The following is a 23,598-nucleotide window of genomic DNA, read 5'->3' as shown; positions in this document are numbered from 1 at the left end:
AATGGAGAGCAAACAAAAACTAGGGAGATTGATTACAGTGGTGGCTACCTTCCTTGCCTTTTCGGGTATAGGAGTAGTCGACCCAATTTTGCCGATTATTGCAGAGAAAATTGGTGCATCGCATTGGCAAGTTGAAATGTTATTTACCGCTTATATTTTAACGATGGCAATTATGATGTTACCAGCTGGTATATTTGCATCGAGATTTGGTGATAAACGGATGATGACAATCGGTCTTGCGATTGTGACTGTATTTGCGTTTATATGTGGTATGTCACAAACGATTGCTCAATTATCTCTTTTCCGCGCTGGATGGGGATTAGGGAATGCGATGTTCTTCGCGACGGCGATGACTTTATTGATTGCATTAAGTAAAGAAGTTCATGAAGCAGTAGGATTATACGAAGCAGCTATCGGCTTAGGTATGGCTGGCGGACCGTTATTAGGCGGGATATTAGGTGGTCATTCTTGGCGTTATCCGTTTTTCGCGACGAGTATGTTAATTTTCTTAGCATTTATTTTAGTATTCTTTTTTGTAAAAGAACCAGAACGAAAAGTGAAGCGTAAGGCTGCTGGCGTAGGGGAATTACTTAACTTGGTGAAGTATAAACCATTTATGCAAGGTGCCATTTCAGGGATGCTATACTACTACGGATTTTTTGTCGTGTTAGCATATTCACCACTTATTATGCATTTATCAGCTATTCAATTAGGCTTTGTATTTTGCGGATGGGGACTCGCGTTAGCTTACGGTTCTGCAATTTTAGCACATAAGCTAGAAGGGAAATATGAACCAAAAACATTATTGAAGGGTAGTTTACTCGTATTTGCGATTTTCTTAATTGCACTATTCTTTGTGAAAATTATGTGGTTACAAATTACTCTTATCGTTTTATCAGGATTGGCGTCTGGCTTAAACAATGCATTATACACAAGTTATGTAATGGATATTTCACCTTATGAAAGATCTGTTACGTCAGGTGTTTATAACTTTGTTCGTTGGTTAGGTGGTGCGATTGCTCCGATTTTATCAGGAATTATCGGTCATACTGTTTCACCACAAAGTCCGTTTTTAGTAGGTGGAATTGTGGTGTTAGTTGGTTGTATTATGATCCTAATTCCAATTCGTAAACCAGTAGAAATAGAGACAAAAGCCCTTTCTTAAGAAAGGGTTTTCTTTCCTTTTACGGTGCAAACCCTTTCCGCACATATGTTAGAACCCTCTGACTAAAATATATTTTCGGTATTTTTGTACTTTTAACTATACATTTTGGATGTTTTGTTTTATTTTTGTTAGGGGACATTAATGATGTCCCTATTATAAATTTGCATTGAAAGGCGTGATTGTACGATGGAACTATGGTTCACTGAAAAACAAACAAAACATTTTGGGATTACGGCGCGTATTAACCGCACATTACATACGGAGCAAACAGAATTCCAAAAACTTGATATGGTTGAAACGGAAGAGTTCGGAAACATGCTTATTTTAGATGGCATGGTTATGACAACAGAAAAGGACGAGTTCGTTTATCACGAAATGGTAGCGCACGTACCTTTATTTACACATCCAAACCCTGAAAACGTATTAGTTGTTGGTGGCGGTGATGGTGGTGTTATTCGTGAAGTGTTAAAACACCCAAGTGTAAAGAAAGCAACTCTTGTTGAAATCGATGGAAAAGTAATTGAGTACTCTAAACAATACTTACCATCAATTGCAGGCGCATTAGATAATGAGCGTGTAGAAGTAAAAGTAGGAGACGGTTTCCTACATATCGCAGAAAGCGAAAATGAATACGATGTAATTATGGTAGATTCTACTGAGCCAGTAGGACCAGCAGTAAACCTATTTACAAAAGGCTTCTACGCTGGAATTTCAAAAGCGTTAAAAGAAGATGGTATTTTCGTTGCACAAACGGACAACCCTTGGTTCACACCAGAGTTAATTACAACTGTGTTTAAAGACGTAAAAGAGATCTTCCCAATCACTCGTTTATACACAGCAAACATTCCAACTTACCCAAGTGGTCTTTGGACGTTCACAATTGGATCTAAAAAACATGATCCATTAGAAGTAAGTGAAGAGCGTTTCCACGAAATCGAAACGAAATACTACACAAAAGAATTACACAATGCAGCATTCGCATTACCGAAATTTGTTGGCGATTTAATTAAGTAAGAGAATTGTATCAAACAAATAAAGTGTAAGTAGCTCATTTAAGGTGTTTGTCCAGAAGACTTGAACATGCTAGCTACTTACACTTCTGTAAAGAAAATCGTCTTCTTGTTGTTAAAAAGAAGACCCGGTAAATCGAGAAAGAGGAGCAATTCGCTCCAAATTTGAGAAATAGTGAAAGGTTGGGATACCTTAAGTTCCACATAAGGAGGAAAAGAATATGCGTTTTGATGAAGCTTATTCAGGTAAAGTATTTATTAAAAGTCATCCAAGTTTTGAAGAGTCAAAGGTAGTTATTTATGGGATGCCTATGGATTGGACAGTAAGTTACCGTCCGGGATCTCGTTTTGGCCCTGCACGTATTCGTGAAGTATCAATCGGTCTTGAAGAATATAGCCCGTATTTAGATCGTGAACTAGAAGAGGTAAAATATTTTGATGCGGGTGATATCCCATTACCATTCGGAAACGCACAACGCAGCTTAGACATGATTGAAGAGTATGTATCAAAACTTTTAGATGCCGATAAGTTTCCACTAGGTCTCGGCGGTGAGCACCTAGTGTCTTGGCCAATTTTTAAGGCAATGGCAAAAAAATATCCGGATTTAGCAATCATCCACATGGATGCTCATACTGATTTACGTGAATCGTATGAAGGGGAGCCTTTATCCCACTCTACACCAATTCGTAAAGTGTGTGATTTAATTGGTCCGGAAAACGTATATTCTTTCGGAATTCGTTCTGGAATGAAGGAAGAATTTGAATGGGCGAAAGAAGTAGGTATGAACTTATACAAATTTGACGTATTAGAACCGTTAAAAGAAGTATTACCGAAACTTGCTGGCCGCCCAGTCTATGTCACAATCGACATTGATGTATTAGACCCAGCTCACGCTCCAGGAACAGGAACGTTAGAAGCTGGCGGTATCACATCTAAGGAATTATTAGATTCCATCGTAGCAATTGCAAATTCAAATATAAATGTAGTTGGAGCAGACTTGGTAGAAGTAGCTCCAGTCTACGACCATAGTGATCAAACACCAGTCGCAGCAAGCAAATTCGTGCGGGAAATGCTGCTCGGTTGGGTGAAATAAAAGTGAAGCCACCGATCATTCTAGCCACTGCAGCTAGATAAAATAAAAGCCCTCTATATGATTAGAGGGCTCTTATTTTTTCGTTATGTGTCGGTAAGTCGATATATTAAAAAAATCGCCGATATAATTCGAGTTGCGCTGATATATTAAAAAACCGCCGATATAATTTCATTTACTGTTACGCGACACAAAAAAAGAGCTATTCCTAAACGATGGGAATAGCTCTTTTTCTTATGCAACCTTCTCTTCCGAAGTAACTCCGCGAATTTCATCAGCAGAGCGGATCGGATATTTACGGAACACAATAGATCCGATGTATCCGACAATAGTGGTAACGATCCCACATAATATAGCAGCAATTGTTACTTTTACAACGTCATTAAATCCGAATAAGACAAGAAGTCCTGGGATTGGTGATGCTGTTCCTGGTGCATTATTAACGAGCTGGAACAGAGAGGTAATAATACCAGCAAGTGCACCGCCAACGAAGTTTGTCGCATAAATTGGAATCGGATTTGCTGAAACAACATCGGCTTGTGTTAAAGGCTCGATTGCTACAGCAATTGTATCTTTCTTTGAACAAATTTTTAAGCGTTTAAAGAAAATAAAGTTCATTGGGGCTGAAGCTGCTACAGCCAGACTACCAATTGCCATTGGTAAACCTGTTAATCCAAGCATTGCAGTTAGTGCCATAGAACTCAGTGGAGAGGTAGAAATAACTGTTATTAATCCACCAAGCATAATACCCATAATGATAGGACTTTCTGTAGTTGCAACTGAAATCATAGAACCGATTTTACCAAGTGTGGCGTTAACGAGCGGGTCCATAAGCATTGCCATTCCGCGTGAGATTGGTGCAGCGATAAATAGGATTGCTAAAAATTCCACACCAGCTGGTAATTTCTTTTCGAGAAATTTCACGACGAAGGCACAAACGTATCCAGCGAAAAATCCTGGTAAAATACCAAATCCACTAGTAGCGATACCAATTAAAACAGCATATACGGGGGAAACACCGATTGCTAATGCGACTAAAATTGCTGCTGCGACACCGCTCATACTACCGGAAGCTTCTCCTACTGATTGTAAAAAGTCATTATGAAACATTTCTCCACCTATATAACGGTGAAATGCTTCAATAAGAAAACTTGCAATTGCTGCATTAGCTAAAGCGCCCATCGCCTTCATTCCGTAAGGCGCACGGTAACTGAAAAGTGTAAATAGACAAAGTACAACAAGTAATAGTGCTAAACCTTGCAAGATAGCCATTTGAAAACTGTCTCCTTTGATTTTTGTAATAAAAATTCGTATCATTCAATAATAATATAAAAGTGTATGAAACGGAAAAATTTTTTCTTGGGAACTGGTTGTAAGAAAAAATCCCTTACAATAATGTAAGGAAAGTGTAAGACTTTTAGATAGAGTATAGTATGCTCTTTTCCGTATAATACAAGTATAGATATAATACTAGCGAGAAAGAAGTGCAAACAGGAGGTTCATGTATGAAATTGGTAATTAAAGTTTTAGCTGTATTCGCCATTATTCTAGGTGGAACAGCGTATTATTTGAACACAAAAACAGAAGGTGTACATGCTTTTGTAGACAACTTCTTTTCAAATAAAGAAATACAAGATTATTATGCGGTTATAGATAAAGGTGAGAAAAAAGACGGAGAATACTTGTATACTTTTAAAGGGTATACAGAAGATGGAAAGTTACAAGTTATTAAAAGAATGATGAACCGTGAATTGCATACGGGGGCGTTTATAAAAATTTATGCAAAAGGTATGCAAGGAAAAGGATGGGCTGAAATCCCGAAAGAATCCATTCCGCAAAAAGCGTTGGAAAAAATAGAAAAACCATAAAAGGAGCGACTCATTCGCTCCTTTTTTAGTACGTTAAAATAGTGATAGATGTCTTCTCTTTGTGAGAAATAATTTTTGCACGTCCACCAATTGGAAAAGTGAAAATCGGGGTTGTATGCCCGAAACTTGCGTTTGCAATGATAGGAATATGTGCAAGTTCAGGTTTTGAAGCAATCATTTCTTGAATGTCTTCTATCGTACATTCTGCACCTTTTTGCATCTTTCCTATAACGATTCCCTTTATGTATTCAAAACCTTTCTGCTGCATAAGGGAATGTAAATAACGATCAAAAGTTTTAAGAGTAGATGTTCCAGTTAAACTATCTTCTTCAATAAATAAAATTTTCTCCTTTAAATTTGGCATATATGGTGTACCTTGCAGTAAGTTAAATGTGCTCATATTGCCACCGATAATATCTCCCGTAGCTTCTCCTTCTTGAATTGAAACATATCCTTCATTTTTAATAAATTCTCGATTTTCCTGATCTATATACCAAGAATCATCGCTCCATGTTTCAGATGGAAGGACTTCAATAGGCTCATTAGAAGTTAAGCACTTTAAAAAGTAATCGGTTGTATACCCGAGCCCTTTCTCCATTCCAAACGAAGAGAAATGGGGTCCTGAATATGTAACAAGCCCTGTTTTTGCGTAAATTGCATTATTTAAGGCAGTAATATCAGAATAACCACAGAAAAATTTCGGATTTTCACGAATTAAATCATAATCGAGATGTTTCAATAAACCATTTGAGTTGTATCCGCCAAGTGTAGTCAAAATAGCTTTTACATTAGAGTCTCGAAATGCTTCATGGAGGTCTTGAATGCGGGAAGAAATAGAGGAGGAAGCAAATCGATCTATCTCATCAGCATATTTTGAGAATGTAACTTGAAAGCCCATGTCAGTTAATCTTTTTATAGCAAGTTTTCTATTTTCATTTGAAACAATACTTAAACTACACGATGGTGAAATCACTCGTATTTCAGCACCCTTTTTTAACTTTGTTGGTATCACTACATTCACCTCTTTAATTGAAAGAATATTTAGATTTAAAAAATATTTTATCATATGAAATAAAGTAGAAGTGAATTATTTTTTGAAATGGAGTTTTCCTGATTTTTCAGCAGACAGACAGAGTCTTTTTTTGATATGATAGGAAAAGTGATTTATTATAAGTAGTATTTAATATCTATAACATTTGAAAGGTGTGCAAGACGTGGAGAAACAACTTGCAGGCTTGCCGGTACACGTTCATTTCGTAACAGAAATCCGTGAAGGGGCGAGGAAGGAAACCGTTGCTTTTGAAGCAAATGGTCAATACTATGTAAAAGGTCAAGGTACATATGTAACATTCCAGGAGCCGAACGAACAAGGCGAAGTGAAAACAATTATTAAAATTCAAGATGAACAAGTTCTCATTATGCGTTCAGGTGCTGTTTCTATGCGTCAGACGCATGTGAAAGGTGAATGGACAACTGGTACGTATACGAGTGAACTTGGTACGTTTGCATTGCAAACAAAGACTGATAACGTTCTTTTTAAATGGTCGGATGAAAAGAAAAAAGGACAACTCTTCTTAACGTACGCATTGCTTCTAAGTGAACAAGAAGCTGGCAGATATACTATTACAATTAATTTGAAGGAGGCAAAATAATGAATTCCTTAGAACAGGTAAAAGGATTGATTAAAGAAGAAATTCAGGCTGCTGTATTAAAGGCAGAATTAGCGACAGAAGAACAGATTCCAAACGTTGTATTAGAATCTCCAAAAGATAAAACAAATGGTGACTTCTCTACAAATATGGCAATGCAACTTGCACGCGTTGCGAAAAAAGCACCTCGTATGATTGCAGAAGAACTAGTTGCAAACTTCGATAAAGCAAAAGCTTCTATTGAAAAAATCGAAATCGCTGGTCCTGGTTTTATTAACTTCTATATGGATAATAGCTACTTAACAGATTTAATTCCAACAATCGTAAACGCTGGTGAAGCTTACGGTGAAACGAATACTGGTAAAGGTGAAAAAGTACAAGTTGAGTTCGTATCTGCGAATCCAACAGGTGACCTTCACTTAGGACATGCACGTGGTGCGGCAGTAGGTGACACTTTATGTAACCTATTAGCAAAAGCAGGCTATGATGTATCTCGTGAGTACTACATTAATGACGCTGGTAACCAAATTCATAACTTAGCTCTTTCTGTTGAAGCTCGTTACATGCAAGCTTTAGGCTTAGAAAAAGAAATGCCAGAAGACGGATACCATGGTGCGGATATCATTGGAATTGGTAAACGTTTAGCAGAAGAATTCGGTGATCGTTATGCGAAAGCTGATGAAAAAGAAAGCTATGAATTCTACCGTGAGTACGGTTTAAAATATGAATTAGCAAAACTTCAAAAAGACTTAGAAAGCTTCCGCGTTAAATTTGATGTATGGTTCTCAGAAACATCATTATACAAAAACGGGAAAATTGATCAAGCACTTGCTGTATTAAAAGAGCGCGACGAGATCTTTGAAGAAGACGGTGCAACTTGGTTCCGTTCAATGACTTACGGTGACGATAAAAACCGTGTATTAATTAAAAATGACGGTTCTTACACATACTTAACGCCAGATATCGCGTATCATCGTGATAAATTAGAGCGTGGTTTCGATAAGTTAATTAACATTTGGGGTGCTGACCATCACGGTTATATTCCACGTATGAAAGCTGCTATTCAAGCACTTGGTTACGATAAAGACACGCTTGAAGTAGAAATCATCCAAATGGTACAACTGTATCAAAATGGTGAAAAAATGAAAATGAGTAAGCGTACGGGTAAAGCAGTTACACTTCGTGAGCTTATGGAAGAAGTAGGCGTGGACGCAATGCGTTACTTCTTCGCAATGCGTAGCGGTGACTCTCATTTAGACTTCGATATGGACTTAGCTGTATCAAAATCTAATGAAAACCCAGTATACTATGCACAATACGCTCACGCTCGCGTATGCAGCATCCTTCGCCAAGGTGAAGAATTAGGATTAGCTACAGGCGGAGATGTGAACTACAAACTTGTTACTTCTGAAAAAGAAGTAGAGTTACTGAAAAAACTTGGTGAATTCCCAGCGGTAGTTGCGGATGCAGCACAAAAACGTCTACCACACCGTATTACAAACTATGCATTTGAATTAGCAGCAACATTACACAGCTTCTACAATGCAGAAAAAGTATTAAACCAAGATAATTTAGAATTAAGTAAAGCTCGTTACGAGTTAATGAAAGCAGTACGCACTACACTTCAAAATGCATTAGCAATCGTAGGAGTATCTGCACCAGAAAAAATGTAATAAAGAAAAGCGGAAGCGGCTCGTTTAGAATAGGAGGGGGATGGAGCTCCTGACAGAGAGGCGCACTTTGCCTCGGAGGAAGGCGCGAAGCCACCGAGTATTCTAGCCGCTGAAGCTGGACAATAAAGAAAAGCGGAAGCGGACTTTCGTTTTTAAATAAAAGGCAATCACACGATGTTGTGATTGCCTTTTTATGTGGAGATAATAAAAAAATAAAATTTTATCAAACAAAAAGGGAATTTGCGTCGTCTTATATAAATGACAGGAGGCTTATGATGGAAGAAAAGGTAGAAGAATTAATTGATATATATAAGAAGCAAATATATTCCTTATGCTATAAGTTAGCAAAGACGAAAGAAGACGCGGAAGATATTTTTCAAGAGACATGGATAAAAGTTTTTTCATCGCGGCACCAACTTTCTTACGTGGAGAATTATAAAAAATGGATTACTACAATTTGTGTTCGTACGTTTTATGATTTTTATCGTAAGAAAAAAAGGTGGAAAGATCGAATATTGGATTTGTTTCATAAAGAGGATAGTGGAGAAATAGATTTCGCAGATGATGTGAATATATCAGAAGAATTTATTCAAAAAGTGGAAGCGGAAATGATACGGGAATTTATACAGCTATTGAATGAAAAATATAAAACCGTGCTCGTACTCTACTATTATGAACAATACTCTTATAAAGAAATGAGCGAAATATTAAATACACCGATTGGTACGGTAAAGTATCGGCTTAATTATGGGAAAAAGAAAATGCGAGAACATTTGGAGGGGTTCGTTCATGAAGGAAGATAAATTTGAACAGAAAATAAAGAGCAGTTTAGCAGAAGAGATAACTCCAAGCGAAGAGCTAATAAATAACACGAAGCAGGGCGTGCGAAAGGCTCAGAAGTTAGAGAGGAAATGGATGATTTGTATTCACACCATTTGGATTGTTTTGTTAACAATTGTTATAGAACAATTTGTCACTCATTTGGATTATAAAATTCCTATGTTAATAGCCATTGTGATTATGATGCATGTATACATTCCGATATATGTTGTAATACAGTCATTTTTAAAGAAGGAGTATAAATTACATGAAAGAGTTCGCTAATCCGTTTGTACTATTTGAAGTAGCTGGAGTGACGATGTTTTTAGCTTTTATAGCACTTTTAATATGTGTTGCATCATGGGTATATACAGATGCTAAAGCACATCAAATGAGTAAAGGATGGAGTGTCTTAGCGGTTATATTTCCATTTTTTATCGGTTTTTTGTTATATATGGTAAGAAGAAGTAAAAAGAAAGTTGAAGGAGAATATAAGATGAACTTCGTTAAAAAACAGAAAGTAACATTAGTTGCGATATTGGCAAGTACAATGTTTGTATTACTTAGTGGTTTTGCTTTTGCACAAACGTTAAATGACGCGTGGAAAGCAGGAGATATATATTTAGAAAATGAGAAGCAAGGGGAGACAAGTTACGAGGCGAAATTCTCATCATGGGATATTGCCGGTAAAGATATTGAACTTCAGTATGAGAAGGACACAGAAGTGACATTTTCTTATGAGACAGATGCAAAACGAGGGAACTTATGCTTTAGCGTGTATGAAAGACGAGGAGAAGGTATAAAAGAGTTAAAGGAAATCTGTGAATCGAAAAAAGGTAGTTTTACAGTTACTTTAAAAGCAAATGAAGAGTATGTATTGAATATAAGCGGATTAAAAGTGAAAGATGGATTCGTAAAAGTGAATTGGCAAGAGAAATAAAAGGGGCCCTATAAAGGACCTCTTTTTTATTGAATAGTATAAGTAACAGAAAAACTAACAGGACTATAGTAAACGTAAGGTGCATGAAATTGAACATACATATTTCCATCTGTTTTTGCAGTGAAAATTCGGCCGTAACCATCAGAATAACGTCCAATTAGGTTATGATTTGAGTCATAAACACTGTAACTAGGAGTTTTGCTGTTAGGATGAATTGTTAGTTCTTGTCCTTTTTGAAGGAAAATAGGTTCTTGTTCAGAACTACCTCCAGTTTGCAAAGAATAAAATTTTGTAAAGCTTTGTTCTTGAGCGGCAGCAGCGACTTTTGTTTCAGGAATAAACGCAGTAGCTCCAGTAATTCCTGCTAAAGTTAATGCACCTGCTAAAATCATTTTTTTCATAATAGAAAAAGCCTCCTTATTAGTTGTAATCGGTGTTGTTACAGTTAATATTGTATACGATAATGGGTAGGATAAAATATGCTTTTATGCATATATATTTTTTCTCAATAAAAGACCACCGATAAAATCAGTGGTCTTTTAAATGATTAAGCAGCTTTCTGTTCAGTTTGAGGAACAGGTTTTTGAAGCGAGTTATAAACTCCTGTTCCGATAACGTCTAATGCCATTCTCATTCGTTCAGGTGAAATGTTTTCTAATACGTTATCTTGAGGTGTATGGTATACCTTCTCAATATGATAGATTAATGGATTCCAACTATCGACACCCATCCAAATGAATAGAGCAGCAGGAATACCAGCTTCAGCAAATGGAACATGATCACTAGAACCGAATTTACCTTGTAGGACGAGGTCATTATTTAGTTGTTTACCTGCTTGCAAGGCAGCGTCTGTTACAAAGTTTGTAGAGCCATCAGGTGTCATAGCGTATAAATTCTTTGCTTTATCATAATTTGTTGCAACCATGTCGGCGTTAAAGACACCTAAAATACGGTCGCGTTCTTTCTGGGATAGACTATTCACGTAATAATCCGAACCAAGTAATCCAGTTTCTTCAGAACCAAAGGTAATAAAGCGAATTTCTTTATCAGTTTCTACATTTTGAAAAGCACGAGCTAGTTCTAATACTAATCCAGTTCCAGAAGCATTATCATTTGCGCCAGGTGCTCCGACAACACTATCATAGTGCGAGCTTACAACGACTGCTTTCTCATTACCTGTACTCTTTTTTGGTTTCTTTTTGGCGATAACATTTAGAGATGTTAATTTAGATTCATGTCTCGCTTTTAGGGAAAGAATTGTTGTCCCTTTTTTAGCGATTTCTTCTTTAAATGCATTTCCTTGCGCATAAGCAAGACCAAAGACAGGGATAGACTGCTTTTTCGTTAGGCGGGGATTGAAGGTTTGTCCATAATTTCCGCGTCCGCCAATTAAACTGTATAAAAGAACACCTTTTGCACCTTTGCTAACAGCATTTTCAACTTGTTTATTATAGTCTGTAACTGTCGTTCCTCTTTCAAATAAAACAATTTTACCGTTTACTTCATTTGGAATATCTTCTAATTTTGTCCCACCTTGAACAAAGATAAGGGGAGCTGTAACAGCTTCTGTAGAAATGAGTGCATTAGGAGCAGCACCAGCTTGCCAATTACGTTTTGTTGATAGTGGTGATTCAATGAATCCAATGTATTGATCGGGCACCTGAAATGGTTGATATTCTACGTCATAGCCCATTGATTTAAGCTGCATACCAATGTAACGAGAAGCCCATTCTTCGGATTTTGTTCCACCGGGGCGAGGACCAATTGTTTCAGATAAGAAACGAACATGTTCAATCGCGCGGTTTGGATCAATCTGTTTTGTAATAGATGGAGTTTGTGTAACCTCTGACGTGGAATCCGCTTTTGCTTGCCCAATTGGAGCTAAGCTAACAGCGAGTGATACAGCAAGCAAAGAGCTTACTATTTTTTGTTTCAATGATTTTCTCATTTTTTCCTCTCCTATTCTTCTATTCTCTGTGACTGACAAAAGAAGACGGATAATGACTTTATTTTACCTTCGAGTCTTTTATTTTTCAATATTCTGACATTGAGAAATAAAAACAATATATGCATATTTGCATATTTTTGAGGAAGATATGTATGCTATCATTTTAAACGAAGGTTCGCTTTCTACTCTGAAAGCTCCTACATTGCATGAATCTAGTGTACCCAAACTTTAGATTATGTAGAGAAATGGAACCACTGTAGGGTTTCATTTCTCATGTTTGAATCAGTTGATGGTAATTATGTTTCCGCATTTCATAATTATTATCAGTGATATATGTAAGGCATCCATATGAAAATAAGAGGCTGTTCAAAGGTTTTCCGTACTTTTGGGCAGCCTCACCCCGTTAAAAGGACGATACTTTATGTATCGTCCTTTTTGTATAAAAAAACATCCAATCAATTGAGAGATTGATTGGATGTGAAAAAATTATTAATAATTTTTTTTGCGTTTTGTAGCCAAAATACTTAATAATCCAGCTAGTAGAAGAAGGATACCTACTGTTTGTGTAGGGTCTTCTTTATGACCTGTATTTGGAAGGTGTTTATCCGTATTTCGATCATCTTGCTGTTTGTTATCTGTTTTATTCGATGTTTCTTCGGAAGTTCCGTTTTCGTGTTTCTCAGATGTTTCATTGCCTTTGTTCTCTTCTTTATTTGGAGGAGTAACTGGCTTGTCATCTCCACCTGACGAAGATTCAATCTTTTTATTTGAAACTGTAATTTGTAGTGGTGTAGCTTGGGCTTTATCAATTGTAAAGTTTATTGGTGATGCATCTAATTGATAGCCTTTAGGAGCCTGTGTTTCTACTAATTGATAATTACCAGGTTTCAAATCATTTACGATTATTTTTCCGTGTTGGTCTGTTTTTAAACCTTCTCGGATGATTTTTCCATCTTGGTCTAAAATATTGAAAATGGCACCTTCAAGTGTTCCATGGTGATCAATATCAACTTTAGTTAACTCAATTGAACCTGTTGTTAAACTATTTAAAGCTGTAACAGAGGTAATCTGAGATTGTCCTTTCGTAATTGTGAAAGGAATTGGTTTAATGTTTAAATCATAGCCAGTTGGAGCTTTCGTTTCAATGAACTGATAATCTCCCGGACGTAAATCAGAAACAGAAATCTTCCCATCTTTATCAGTAGTTAAATCAGAACGAACATCCTTGCCGTCCAGATCTACAATTTTAAAGATTGCTCCTTCAAGAGTAGTACCATCGATGTCATCAACTTTAGTTAATTCAACTGCGCCTTTAGTTAAGCTGTTAGTAGCAGTAACAGAGGCGATTTTTTCTTGTCCTTTTTTAACTGTGAACTTAATAGGTGTTTTGTTTAAGTCATAGTGTTCAGGAGCTTTCGTTTCGATAAACTCATAGTCTCCTGGCGGTAATTCATCCACAACTAAACGGCCGTTTTTATCAGTAGTTAAATCGGTACGAACATCGTGTCCATCCTTATTAACAATTTTAAATACTGCACCTTCAAGTGTTGTGTTTTGCTTGGCATCATCAACTTTAATTAACTCAACACTACCTTCCGTTAAGCTATTAATAGCTGTAACGAAGACATGCTTTGTTTGACTTCTTTCGATTGTGAACTTAATTGGTTCTTCATTTAAGTCGTAATGTTTAGGAGCTTTTGTTTCAATAAATTGATAGTCTCCTGGTTGTAAGTCTTTAGCGATGATTTTTCCGTCTTTATTGGTAACTAAATTCGTACGAATGTCGTTACCGTTCAGATCAGTAATTTTAAATACCGCACCTTCTAGCATTTCTTTCTTATCTATAGAGTCAACTTTCGTTAATTCCACGCCACCTTTTGTTAGGCCATTCTTAGCAGTAACAGAAGCGTGAGTTAGTTGACTTCTTTCGATAGTGAAGCTAATAGGTGTTTTATTTAAATCGTAATCTTTCGGAGCTTTCGTTTCAATGAATTGATAGTCTCCTGGGCGTAAGTTCGTAGCAGTAATCTTACCATCTTTATCAGTAGTTAAATCAGTGCGAACAATTTTACCTTTCGCATCGATGATGTTAAACACTGCATCAGAAAGTTTTGTATCTGGATTTATATCATCCACTTTTACTAATTCTACAGCACCTTCAGTTAAGCTATTTGTAGCAGTAACTTGGAGTTTTTCTTTTTGGCTTTTCTTAATTGTAAACTTAATAGGTGTACTATCTAATTTATAGTGTTCAGGAGCTTTCGTTTCAACAAACTGATAGTCCCCAGGACGTAAATCAGAAACAGAAATTTTTCCGTGTACATCTGTTGTAAGCTCAGTACGAATGTCTTTACCATTCAGATCAGTAATTTTAAATACCGCATCTTTAAGAGCAGTACCATCTACATCATCCACTTTAGAAAGTTCCACAGCGCCTTTCGTTAAGCTATTTGTAGCTGTAACGGAGATAGGATCAACTTGGCTCTTTGTAATTGTGAATGGAATTGGCTCTTTGTTTAAATCGTAGTGTTTCGGAGCCGTTGTCTCGATGAATTGATAATCACCAGGACGTAGGTCAGAAACGCTAATTTTACCTTGTTGATTCGTAACAAGATTTTTGCGAATTACAGTACCATTCATATCCACAATTTTAAATACTGCGCCTTCAAGAGTAGTGCCATCGACGTCATCCACTTTAGAAAGTTCCACGCCGCCTTTTGTTAAACTATTTTTCATAGTAACGGTAGCAATATCTTTTTGGCTTTTTTCAATTGTAAATATAATTGGTTTTTTGTCTAAATCATAGTGTTCAGGAGCCGTTATTTCAACGAATTGGTACGTACCAGGACGTAAGTTTTCGATAACGATTTTACCTTCACTGTTTGTTTTTAAATCTGTTTTAAGTACTTTGCCATCTTGATCTAGTAAATTAAATACCGCATCGGCAAGTTTTGTTTGAGTGTTTAAATCATCAACTTTAAGTAATTCGATACTACCTTGTTTTAAGCTATTTGTAGCAGTTAAAGAAATAGCTTTCTTCTGTCCTTTTTCAATAGTGAATTTGATTGGTGTTTCATCTAAAACGTAATGCTTCGGAGCTTTCGTTTCGATAAATTGGTAATCACCAGGACGTAGGTCGTTAATTTCGATTATTCCTTGTTCATTTGTAACAAGGTCTTTATGAACTACATCACCATTCATATTAACAATTTTAAATACTGCATCTTTAAGAACAGTGCCATCAACATCATCAACTTTAGAAAGTTTAACTGCACCCTTTGTTAAAGCATTTGTAGCAGTGACATGAAGAGTTTCAGTTTGGCTCTTTTTAATTGTAAATACGATAGGTTTTTTATCTAAATCGTAATGTTCAGGAGCAATTGTTTCAACGAATTGATACGTACCAGGACGTAGGTTTTCAACAACAATTTTACCTTCATCATTTGTTTTTAAGCCTTCTTTAACTAGCTCTCCGTCTGCATCTAATAAATTAAATACGGCGTTAGCAAGTTTTGTATTTATATCAATATCGTCAATCTTTGTTAGTTCAACGCTACCGTTTTTCAAAGCATTTTTGCCTGTAACATTGATTTCTTTCGTTTGACTTCTTTCAATTGTAAATGGAATCGTTGTTTCATCTAATACATAGTGCTCAGGAGCTTTTGTTTCAATGAACTGATAGTCTCCAGGGCGTAAATCAGAAACAGAAATTTTACCGTTTTTATCTGTAACAAGATTCGTATGAACTTCCTTACCATTCATATCAACAATCTTAAAGATTGCACCTTCGAGCATCGTACGATCGATGTCGTCAATTTTTGTTAATGTTACTGCACCTTTCTTTAAACTGTTAGTAGCAGTAACAGTAATATTCTCTTTTTGACTTTTTTCGATAGTGAACGGAATAGGGTCTTTGCTTAAGGTATAGTCTTTTGGAGCTTTTACTTCAATAAATTGATAGTCTCCAGGACGTAGATCAGAAGCAGAAATTTTACCGTTTTTATCAGTCGTTAAATCTTTGCGAATTACCTTTTTAGTATCATGAGCGTCAACGATTATAAATTCTGCACCTTCAAGAATAGTGCCATCAACATCATCAACTTTTGTTAAAGTGACGCCACCTGTAAGTAAACTGTTTTTTACAGTAACAGGGATAGGAAGATCTTCCTTACTACCTTTTTTAATTGTGAACTTAATAGGTGTTTTGTCTAATTTATAATGTTCAGGGGCTTTTGTTTCGATAAATTGATAATCCCCTGGTGCTAAATCAGGAATAACTAATACTCCGTAATCATCTGTTGTTAAATCTTTCATAATTTCTTTGCCAGTTGCATCTTGCAATGTGAATACAGCGCCGGCAAGAGCTTTACTACTTTCCACATCATCTTCTTTAATAAGTTTAACTTTTCCTTTCGTTAAACTATTTTTAAATGTAAGTGGAAGGAGTTTTTGTTGTCCTTTTTCGATTGTAAATTCAATTGGTTCTACATTTACATCGTAATAAGTTGGAGCCTTTGTTTCGATAAGCTTATAGTTACCAGGACGTAAGTCATCTACAACTAGCATTCCTTTACTATTCGTAACAAGGTCCGTACGAACATCTTCATTAGTATCTCTATTAACGATTTTAAATACTGCACCTTCAAGTGTTTCCTTTTCATCTGCAGCATTCACTTTTGTTAACTCAATACCGCCTTTTGTTAAGCTGTTTTTAGCGGTAACAGTAGCCTGAGTTGTTTGACTTTCTGTAATCGTAAATTTAATTGGTTTTGTATTTTTGTCGTAATACTTCGGTGCTGTTACTTCGATAAATTTATAATCGCCAGGGCGTAAGCCAGTAGCGATAGCTTTACCATCCGCACCAGTTTTTACATTTTCGCGAATAACTTTCTTTTCATCATTTGCATCAACAATTTTAAATACAGCACCTTCAAGAGCTGTACCATCGATATCATCAACTTTTGTTAATTCAACATCTCCTGGTTTTAAAGCATTTTCAGCTTTCACAAGTAGAGTTTCTTTCTGACTTCTATCGATTGTAAATTCAATAGGTTCTGCTCGTAAAACGTAATGTTCAGGAGCAGCTATTTCAATAAATTTATACGTACCAGGACGTAGGTTACTAACTTTAACTTTACCGTGTTTATCAGTAGTTAAGTTAGTGTGAGGGGAAACGTCATTATTATTTGTATCGACAAGTTTGAATACAGCACCTTCTAGTGGTTTTTTCTCACCAAACTCATCAACTTTTAATAATTCAACCTCGCCCGTTTTTAAGCTGTTATTTGCCGTAACAGTAGCAAGAGCTTGTTGGCTTTTATCAATTGTAAACTCGATAGGGTTTGTACTTAACATATAATCCTTAGGAGCTTCTGTTTCGATAAATTTATAAGCACCAGGCTCTAAATCTTTAACGGTAACTTTTCCATCTGAACCTGTTTTTATATTTTCACGAATTACTTGTTTCTCGTCATTCGCATCGACAATTTTAAATACAGCACCTTCAAGGGCAGTGCCATCGACATCATCGACTTTCGTTAAAGTGACACCACCTTTAATGAGGTGATTTGTCGCTGTAACAGTAAGTGCTTTCTTTTGACTTTTTATAATTGTAAACTCAATTGGTTTTTTATCTATGTCGTAATCTTTAGGTGCTTTTTCTTCGACAAATTGATAGTCTCCAGGGCGTAAATCTTTTGCTTCGATTTGTCCTTGATCATTTGTCGTTAATTTTTCATATCCACGAATTACTTTGTTATATCGATCGCGTACACTGAACTCCGCACCTGCTAAAGTTTTTCCATCTTTATCGAATTTTGTTAAAATGGCCGATCCTGGAATCAAACTGTTTGTTGCAGTTCGGTTTATTACTGTTGTTTGATCTTCTTTGATTGTGAATTGTATAGGTGTACTGTCTAATTTATAATGCTCAGGAGCAGTTGTTTCTTGTAAGTAGTAAGTTCCTGGTTTTAAATTATCTACAGTAATTTGTCCTTGATTATTTGTTGTTAATTTTTCGTGTTCTGAAATTATTTTTTTGTCTTTATCAAGTAGTGTGAAAACGGCACCTTGCAGTGTGACGTTTTTATTCAGGTCATCAGACTTTGTTAAAACTACTTTACCGACAAACTTCTTATTTGCAAGTTTATATGTTGTAGTCTCTTGTGTACCAAGTTCAACAATTTTCCCTTGTTTTAAATCCCAGCTAATTACATAGCCTTCAGGAGCCTTTGTTTCTTTTAATAAATATTTATCGCGTTTTAAATTATTAAATTTAGCGATACCGTCTTTGTCTGTTGTAATTTTACGGATAACAGTTTTACCTGTACGATCGTATAAAGTAAATTCTGCCCCAGCTAATAGTGCGTTCTTATTGTCGTTATCTACCTTTATAATTTCAAGGTTTCCACGGCCTTTAGTAGCAGATCCTCCGCCTGAACCAGAAGACATTCTCACTTCAATCGTTTCAGTAGTTTCTGTGTTTTTAACTGTCAACTTATTGCCTGTGATTTTCGCTTTATTACTTACTTTTTCTTTATCGTCTGCATTAATAAGTGAGCGATATTCTAAAATATAAGCTCGATCAATTTTTTTCAAGAAGGCAATTTCGAAATGTTGCTTTCCGGTATTATTGTCTGTTGTTATTTTGAGTTTATAGTCTGTTCCTTCTTTTAATTCGTTTACTGTATCTTTTGTTAAATTTCCATATGGATCAACAGTTGTAGGATATAAGTGGAATGAATCTTCCACAATTACCTGATTTTCGGTTGGATCATCTGTTACAACGGCATCTGCAATGGTTGATTGGCTTTCGTTAATTGCGATACTCCAATTAATATAGTTGTCGTCTTGCACAGCTTTTTTAGTAACGAAGCTGCCACCTTTATTTACTTGAGTGTCACCTGTAAGGGTGTTTACGATTTTAGAGCCATCTTTTAAATCTGCCTCGTTTTTGTAGGTGCCTTGGATAAGTTCACCATCAAGGCTTGTTTTAAAGATAATATAGTAAGGTGAATTAATTGATTGTTTGAAATGAACCTTTAGGGTGTTTTTATTTTTCTCTGTAGGTTCTTCAAGTTCATATTTCTCAGTTGGTACAGCATTACCAGGTTGTGCATTATCAGGATTTCCATTTAGAATCATATCGCGCACTTCAATGGATCCAGGCACTAATTTTTGTTTATCTTGTATTACGTCTATAACATAAGGATCTTTAATCTCAACATTATTATAGTTAAAGCCTATTATCCAAGTAATTTCCTTCGTTTGGGCGTTATAAGAACCGTATTTATAACCATTTGCCTTTGTGAAAGTATCAGGATCGAAATTAGCTTCAACTTTATTTGATTGTGGATTAGAATCCGTATCTATCCAAGAAAGGTTACCTGTATTTTTAAATGAAGTTTTACCACTTTCTAGCTTTGTATAATCAAAGTCTGTCGTATATTTTACGACTAATGTCTTTGTCATATTAGACTGATACGTACCTATAAGAGTAATTTTGAAGCCTTTATCTGTTACATCTAAAACATAGTCAGTCCCAGCTTGAAGGGTATAATTTCCGTCTTTAATTTCTAGTTTCTTATCTTTTAATTGTAATCCACCATGATCAAAGGTGTCCGTAATAATCGCGTTGCTTAATGGATAGTTGTTATTATTTACTATAATTGTCCAAGTTGTTGTTTTGTCTTTATAATTTGTTTCAGCTTTATTATTAGATTTAATAATATTTTGCTGCTTGAAGCTAGCTTCATTTTCTTTACTTGAATCATTATCAGCTGTAACTTTATTTTTTACTTTTCCATCTTCTATAACTTTATTAGTTGGCTTGGTTTTATAGGTAATCACATAAGCACTATTAATATCATCATTAAACTGTAAATCGAATCCATTCTTCTTGTTATTTACAGTGTAATTATTAACAGCGTCTCCTGTTACAAGCGTTCCTTTTTCATTATATGAAGCGTTTTTTACAACAATAGAATTTGCATCTAGTTCGTGTGTATCGTCAAAAATATCTTTTAAAATCGCATCAGCTTTTTTGATCTCTCTTTGATCACCATTGTAAGTAATTGTCCACTCAATTGTTTGCGTCTTTGGATCATATTTACTTGTTTTATTTAAGTGTGTACCACGAGAAACCGTTACAGTAGAACTTGCGTTTTGTTGCTTTTGATTATCACTCGTTATCGTAACGTTATTTCGGAAACTTTTAATATTTTCATCAGTAATTTTTGTGGCATATTCGATTTGATATGCTTTATTGATAGAATCTTTGAAAGCAATCTCCAATTTTGAGCCATCTGATGAAATAATATTGTAATCTGTTGGCTCAGCTTCTGCACCACGCGTTACATTCCCATTAACATCAACTTCTAAATAATAAACTTTAATAGAATCTTTATTTAAGCTTGTACCTTGTGGAATGTTATCTTTAAAAACAGCGTTTTTAAGGGGGTCTTTCGTTTTGTTCATCTCTACTTTCCAATTAATTTCATTTGTATTAATTGGTCTATCAGGTAAACCCTTTTTATTCGTAGCTGTTTGTACATTAGGCTTAAAGTCAACTGTAATAGAAACATCCTTATCTTTAATCGGGAAAGGAATTTCTTGTGTTGTTGTACCTTTAATTTCAGCTTTATTAAATTCTGTCTTTAATTGTAGGTTACCAGCAACATCTGGATGCTCTTCAACATAATCGTTGAATGTCATCGTGACTTTTCCATCTTTTGTAACAGTAAAATTACCAATTTGATGGTTTTCACTATCATATAAAGGACTGTTAATTGTATTGTAAATCTTAAAATGTTTAGGAAGATCAAAAATATAGTAATCTCCATTTTTCACATTCATTGATTTTAAAAGTTCCCATGTAAACTCAATATTGGCAGGGGAATCTGTACTTGGACGGTTATCCTCTGTAAATGGTTTTCCGTCTTTATCCGTCAACTTTACACTGGTTAAAATGTTTGTTGTTATTTGCTTTGGACCTGAATTTGTATTCTCAGCAGGGTCGCTTGCTAGCTTTTGTTCTGGATTGTCAGTGGCAATTTTAGCTGCTGGGTTTTGTTCCGGATTATCAGTGGCAGTTTTAGCTGCTGGGTTTTGTTCCGGATTATTGGTAACAGTTTTAGTTGTTGGGTTTTGTTCCGGATTATTGGTAACAGTTTTAGTTGTTGGGTTTTGTTCCGGATTATCAGTAACAGGTTTAGTTGCTGGATCTTGCTCCGGATTGTCAGTAACAGGTTTAGCTACTGGATCTTGCGCTTGTTTATTAGTATCCTGTTTGGTGCTATCTTCTTTAGAGTTTTCTACTTGAACAGGAACTGATATAGGCTGAACCATTGTTCCTAAAGGAAAAGCGATTTGAACTGATTTTTCTCCAGTTTTTAAAGTTGAGTTAAACACGGTATCAACTTTAATTTTTCCTTTAGCGTCTTTCAAATTTTCTACTTGATTATTAAATATTAATTTTAATTTATTATCTTTAGCTGTTATAAAATATTGACCAATATTTTTTTGATCTGTTACTAAATCTCCTTGCAAATCTTTAGATACTTTTAATGCAAGTGGTATTTGAACTACTGCTGTATCATTTGCGTGTGCAGCTTGTTGATCCTTTATTGACCAAGCGTATTCTACTTGAATGATTGATCCTATCTTTATTAAATTGTTAGGATTTTTTGCTTCGTCAATAATATGATTCGTTGCATCTTTCATTTCAACAGTGTCAAATAAGGAATCTCCTGTTAAGGTTTCCGCTTTTACTTGATTGTATGGAAAACTAGCAAGTTGCGAAAATAGTACGAATACAATTAAACATACATTGAAAATTTTTTTCATTTTTCCTCCTCTGAACATTCATTTGTCCATTGGGGACTTATTCCACATGAACAAATGGAATATTAAAAGTATTTGTTATAAGCTATTTATTTTTGCTATCCCTCCGTTTCTATACGCGTTCTCAGACAAACAGGATTATGTTCAAAGTAAAATTGTTTAACGTAAAACAAAATGTATATTTACACAGTTCTATGGAAATATACACAATTCGACAAAAAATGTCGAAAAAAATACTGATATAAAGAATGATATCAGACCTTTATATGTGAGATAGTTTTCATGTATATCTAGTAAAAAAGAATGGTTATAAAGGTAAGTTTTACGATACATACTAACCAATGTAGTGTATCCCTTTGTGAAGGCTTATTTTTGCCTTAAAGTTATGTGGAGATAAAAAGCTAGATAGGGTTGGTTTTGGTCAGAATGAAGACAATATGTACTTTGAAAATAGTCATTTATTTTGTCTAAAGAGAGTTGTGCGATTAGTGGACCGAAGTTGAAAGATGATAGTTTCTTACATTGTTAGAGGGATATAAGAATTACAGAATATTCGACTAACACGTTACTACGGTCATTTTTGAGACTGTTTAAACAATAAGAAAGAAGGTGTTTTTAGTTACAATATCTTTTTAGTAAAGATAAGCTTAAGTAACCTCCGCTAAAGATTATATACTTAAATGATAAAGAGTTCAACAGTAGTTCACATATTTTCCCAAAAATAAAAACGGCTGTTTTATGTGGAATAAATCTACAAAACAGCCGTTTTTGGTATTAGATTTCTGTTAAAATTATTGGTTCGCCGCGCGTTACGACAACGGTATGTTCACATTGTGCAACAAGACTTTTATCAGGTGTAACGAATGTCCAGCCGTCGTCACCACGTTCAATAATATGATCAGCTTTCATAGAGATGAACGGTTCTACAGCGATAACAAGACCGTCTTTTAGAAGCGCATTATCCATTGGATCATAGTAACTTAAAATGTGATTTGGTGCTTCATGTAAGCTAAGACCAATGCCGTGACCAGTTAAGTTTTGAATAACATTGTATCCACTTTTATGTGCGAAGTTTGAAACAGCACGACCAATTTGATTTTGTTTTGAGCCAGCTCTAACCTTTTTCATTGCTGCCCAAAATGCATCAACTGCTGCTTGGCAAAGCTTTTCTTTTGCTTCGTCTTCTCCAAGAACAAATGAGATACCTGTATCTGCATAATAGCCATCAAGTGCAGCAGATACATCGACGTTTACTAAGTCGCCTTCTTTTAATACGCGATCTCCTGGAATACCATGAGCAACTTCCTCATTTACACTAATGCAAGTTACACCTGGGAAATCATATTCTTTTTCAGGTGCAGAAATAGCACCATGCTCATCTAATACTTTTTTACCGATCAAATCAAGCTCTTTCGTTGTCATACCTGGCTTCGCTTCTTTTTTCATTTCTTCACGTGCAAGCGCAACGATGCGGCCGATTTTTCGTAAGCCTTCTAAATCTTGTTCATTACGAATAATCATGAAAACCACTGTCCTTCCTCGAATATATATCTTATCCGATTGTATCATGTTTATTTTCGTCCTGCTACTCGCTT

General features: G+C 35.5%; 15 protein-coding genes. 9 read left to right on the top strand and 6 right to left on the bottom strand.

Annotated features, from left to right (window positions below):
* Nucleotide 1: 1 nt before the first annotated feature.
* From MR136_RS09990 to speB, 3 genes are all read left to right on the top strand, one after another.
* Nucleotides 2-1,165 (top strand): MFS transporter, encoded by a 1,164-nt coding sequence (locus MR136_RS09990; protein ID WP_242259361.1) that lies wholly within the window; start codon nt 2-4, stop codon nt 1,163-1,165.
* 186 nt (nt 1,166-1,351) lie between these two features.
* Complete coding sequence (speE, locus tag MR136_RS09985; protein WP_000424696.1) at nt 1,352-2,179, top strand: polyamine aminopropyltransferase; 828 nt, start codon at nt 1,352-1,354, stop codon at nt 2,177-2,179.
* 217 nt (nt 2,180-2,396) lie between these two features.
* Nucleotides 2,397-3,269 carry an agmatinase gene (gene speB, locus MR136_RS09980; protein ID WP_001209831.1) on the top strand — a complete coding sequence of 291 codons (873 nt, stop codon included), beginning with the start codon at nt 2,397-2,399 and terminating at the stop codon, nt 3,267-3,269.
* A 231-nt stretch (nt 3,270-3,500) separates the two neighbouring features.
* On the opposite strand, the gene MR136_RS09975 is transcribed toward speB, so the two are convergent.
* A complete protein-coding gene (locus MR136_RS09975; protein ID WP_000996319.1) occupies nt 3,501-4,538 on the bottom strand; it encodes a PTS sugar transporter subunit IIC in 1,038 nt (345 codons plus the stop codon).
* Between the two features lie 233 nt (nt 4,539-4,771).
* On the opposite strand from MR136_RS09975, the gene MR136_RS09970 reads away from it, so the two are divergent.
* Nucleotides 4,772-5,134, top strand: a complete 363-nt coding sequence (locus MR136_RS09970; protein WP_000779921.1) for a YxeA family protein — start codon at nt 4,772-4,774, stop codon at nt 5,132-5,134.
* A 25-nt stretch (nt 5,135-5,159) separates the two neighbouring features.
* Here the strand turns inward: MR136_RS09970 and MR136_RS09965 are convergent, their stop codons facing one another.
* Nucleotides 5,160-6,146 (bottom strand): S66 family peptidase, encoded by a 987-nt coding sequence (locus MR136_RS09965; RefSeq protein WP_017672904.1) that lies wholly within the window; start codon nt 6,144-6,146, stop codon nt 5,160-5,162.
* A gap of 202 nt (nt 6,147-6,348) precedes the next feature.
* Between MR136_RS09965 and MR136_RS09960 the strand changes: the two genes are divergently transcribed.
* The 5 genes from MR136_RS09960 (at nt 6,349) to MR136_RS09940 (ending at nt 10,215) form a co-directional block, all read left to right on the top strand.
* Nucleotides 6,349-6,786 carry a YwiB family protein gene (locus MR136_RS09960; RefSeq protein WP_000414867.1) on the top strand — a complete coding sequence of 146 codons (438 nt, stop codon included), beginning with the start codon at nt 6,349-6,351 and terminating at the stop codon, nt 6,784-6,786.
* A complete protein-coding gene (argS, locus tag MR136_RS09955) occupies nt 6,786-8,456 on the top strand; it encodes an arginine--tRNA ligase (RefSeq protein ID WP_001086454.1) in 1,671 nt (556 codons plus the stop codon). The genes MR136_RS09960 and argS overlap by 1 nt, the downstream gene beginning before the upstream one ends.
* 275 nt (nt 8,457-8,731) lie before the next feature.
* Nucleotides 8,732-9,259, top strand: a complete 528-nt coding sequence (locus MR136_RS09950) for an RNA polymerase sigma factor (RefSeq protein ID WP_242259360.1) — start codon at nt 8,732-8,734, stop codon at nt 9,257-9,259.
* Complete coding sequence (locus MR136_RS09945) at nt 9,246-9,560, top strand: hypothetical protein (protein WP_000656685.1); 315 nt, start codon at nt 9,246-9,248, stop codon at nt 9,558-9,560. The genes MR136_RS09950 and MR136_RS09945 overlap by 14 nt, the downstream gene beginning before the upstream one ends.
* Complete coding sequence (locus tag MR136_RS09940) at nt 9,544-10,215, top strand: anti-sigma factor (RefSeq protein ID WP_242259359.1); 672 nt, start codon at nt 9,544-9,546, stop codon at nt 10,213-10,215. The genes MR136_RS09945 and MR136_RS09940 overlap by 17 nt, the downstream gene beginning before the upstream one ends.
* Before the next feature lie 26 nt (nt 10,216-10,241).
* On the opposite strand, the gene MR136_RS09935 is transcribed toward MR136_RS09940, so the two are convergent.
* The 4 genes from MR136_RS09935 to map form a co-directional block, all read right to left on the bottom strand.
* Entirely contained in the window at nt 10,242-10,616 is a 375-nt protein-coding gene (locus MR136_RS09935; RefSeq protein WP_000738221.1) for a hypothetical protein, read from the bottom strand.
* A 146-nt stretch (nt 10,617-10,762) separates the two neighbouring features.
* Nucleotides 10,763-12,163, bottom strand: coding sequence for a M28 family metallopeptidase (locus tag MR136_RS09930; protein ID WP_242259358.1), 1,401 nt, complete (start codon nt 12,161-12,163; stop codon nt 10,763-10,765).
* A gap of 489 nt (nt 12,164-12,652) precedes the next feature.
* Entirely contained in the window at nt 12,653-22,006 is a 9,354-nt protein-coding gene (locus MR136_RS09925) for a SpaA isopeptide-forming pilin-related protein (protein WP_242259357.1), read from the bottom strand.
* A gap of 771 nt (nt 22,007-22,777) precedes the next feature.
* On the bottom strand, nt 22,778-23,572 hold the full coding sequence (gene map / locus MR136_RS09920) for a type I methionyl aminopeptidase (protein WP_047792083.1): 795 nt from the start codon (nt 23,570-23,572) through the stop codon (nt 22,778-22,780).
* Nucleotides 23,573-23,598: the final 26 nt, after the last annotated feature.

The sequence above is a fragment of the Bacillus cereus group sp. BfR-BA-01311 genome, assembly GCF_022664295.1.
Classification (GTDB): Bacteria; Bacillota; Bacilli; order Bacillales; family Bacillaceae_G; genus Bacillus_A; species Bacillus_A cereus.
This window is presented reverse-complemented; position numbering and strand designations above follow the sequence as displayed.

Excerpts from the sequence above, each read along its gene's own strand:
- MR136_RS09990 (WP_242259361.1), top strand. The coding sequence starts at position 2 with ATGGAGAGCAAACAAAAACTAGGGAGATTGATTACAGTGGTGGCTACC.
- speE (WP_000424696.1), top strand. The coding sequence starts at position 1,352 with ATGGAACTATGGTTCACTGAAAAACAAACAAAACATTTTGGGATTACG.
- speB (WP_001209831.1), top strand. The coding sequence starts at position 2,397 with ATGCGTTTTGATGAAGCTTATTCAGGTAAAGTATTTATTAAAAGTCAT.
- MR136_RS09975 (WP_000996319.1), bottom strand. The coding sequence starts at position 4,538 with ATGGCTATCTTGCAAGGTTTAGCACTATTACTTGTTGTACTTTGTCTA.
- MR136_RS09970 (WP_000779921.1), top strand. The coding sequence starts at position 4,772 with ATGAAATTGGTAATTAAAGTTTTAGCTGTATTCGCCATTATTCTAGGT.
- argS (WP_001086454.1), top strand. The coding sequence starts at position 6,786 with ATGAATTCCTTAGAACAGGTAAAAGGATTGATTAAAGAAGAAATTCAG.
- MR136_RS09950 (WP_242259360.1), top strand. The coding sequence starts at position 8,732 with ATGGAAGAAAAGGTAGAAGAATTAATTGATATATATAAGAAGCAAATA.
- MR136_RS09945 (WP_000656685.1), top strand. The coding sequence starts at position 9,246 with ATGAAGGAAGATAAATTTGAACAGAAAATAAAGAGCAGTTTAGCAGAA.
- MR136_RS09940 (WP_242259359.1), top strand. The coding sequence starts at position 9,544 with ATGAAAGAGTTCGCTAATCCGTTTGTACTATTTGAAGTAGCTGGAGTG.
- MR136_RS09935 (WP_000738221.1), bottom strand. The coding sequence starts at position 10,616 with ATGAAAAAAATGATTTTAGCAGGTGCATTAACTTTAGCAGGAATTACT.
- MR136_RS09930 (WP_242259358.1), bottom strand. The coding sequence starts at position 12,163 with ATGAGAAAATCATTGAAACAAAAAATAGTAAGCTCTTTGCTTGCTGTA.
- MR136_RS09925 (WP_242259357.1), bottom strand. The coding sequence starts at position 22,006 with ATGAAAAAAATTTTCAATGTATGTTTAATTGTATTCGTACTATTTTCG.
- map (WP_047792083.1), bottom strand. The coding sequence starts at position 23,572 with ATGATACAATCGGATAAGATATATATTCGAGGAAGGACAGTGGTTTTC.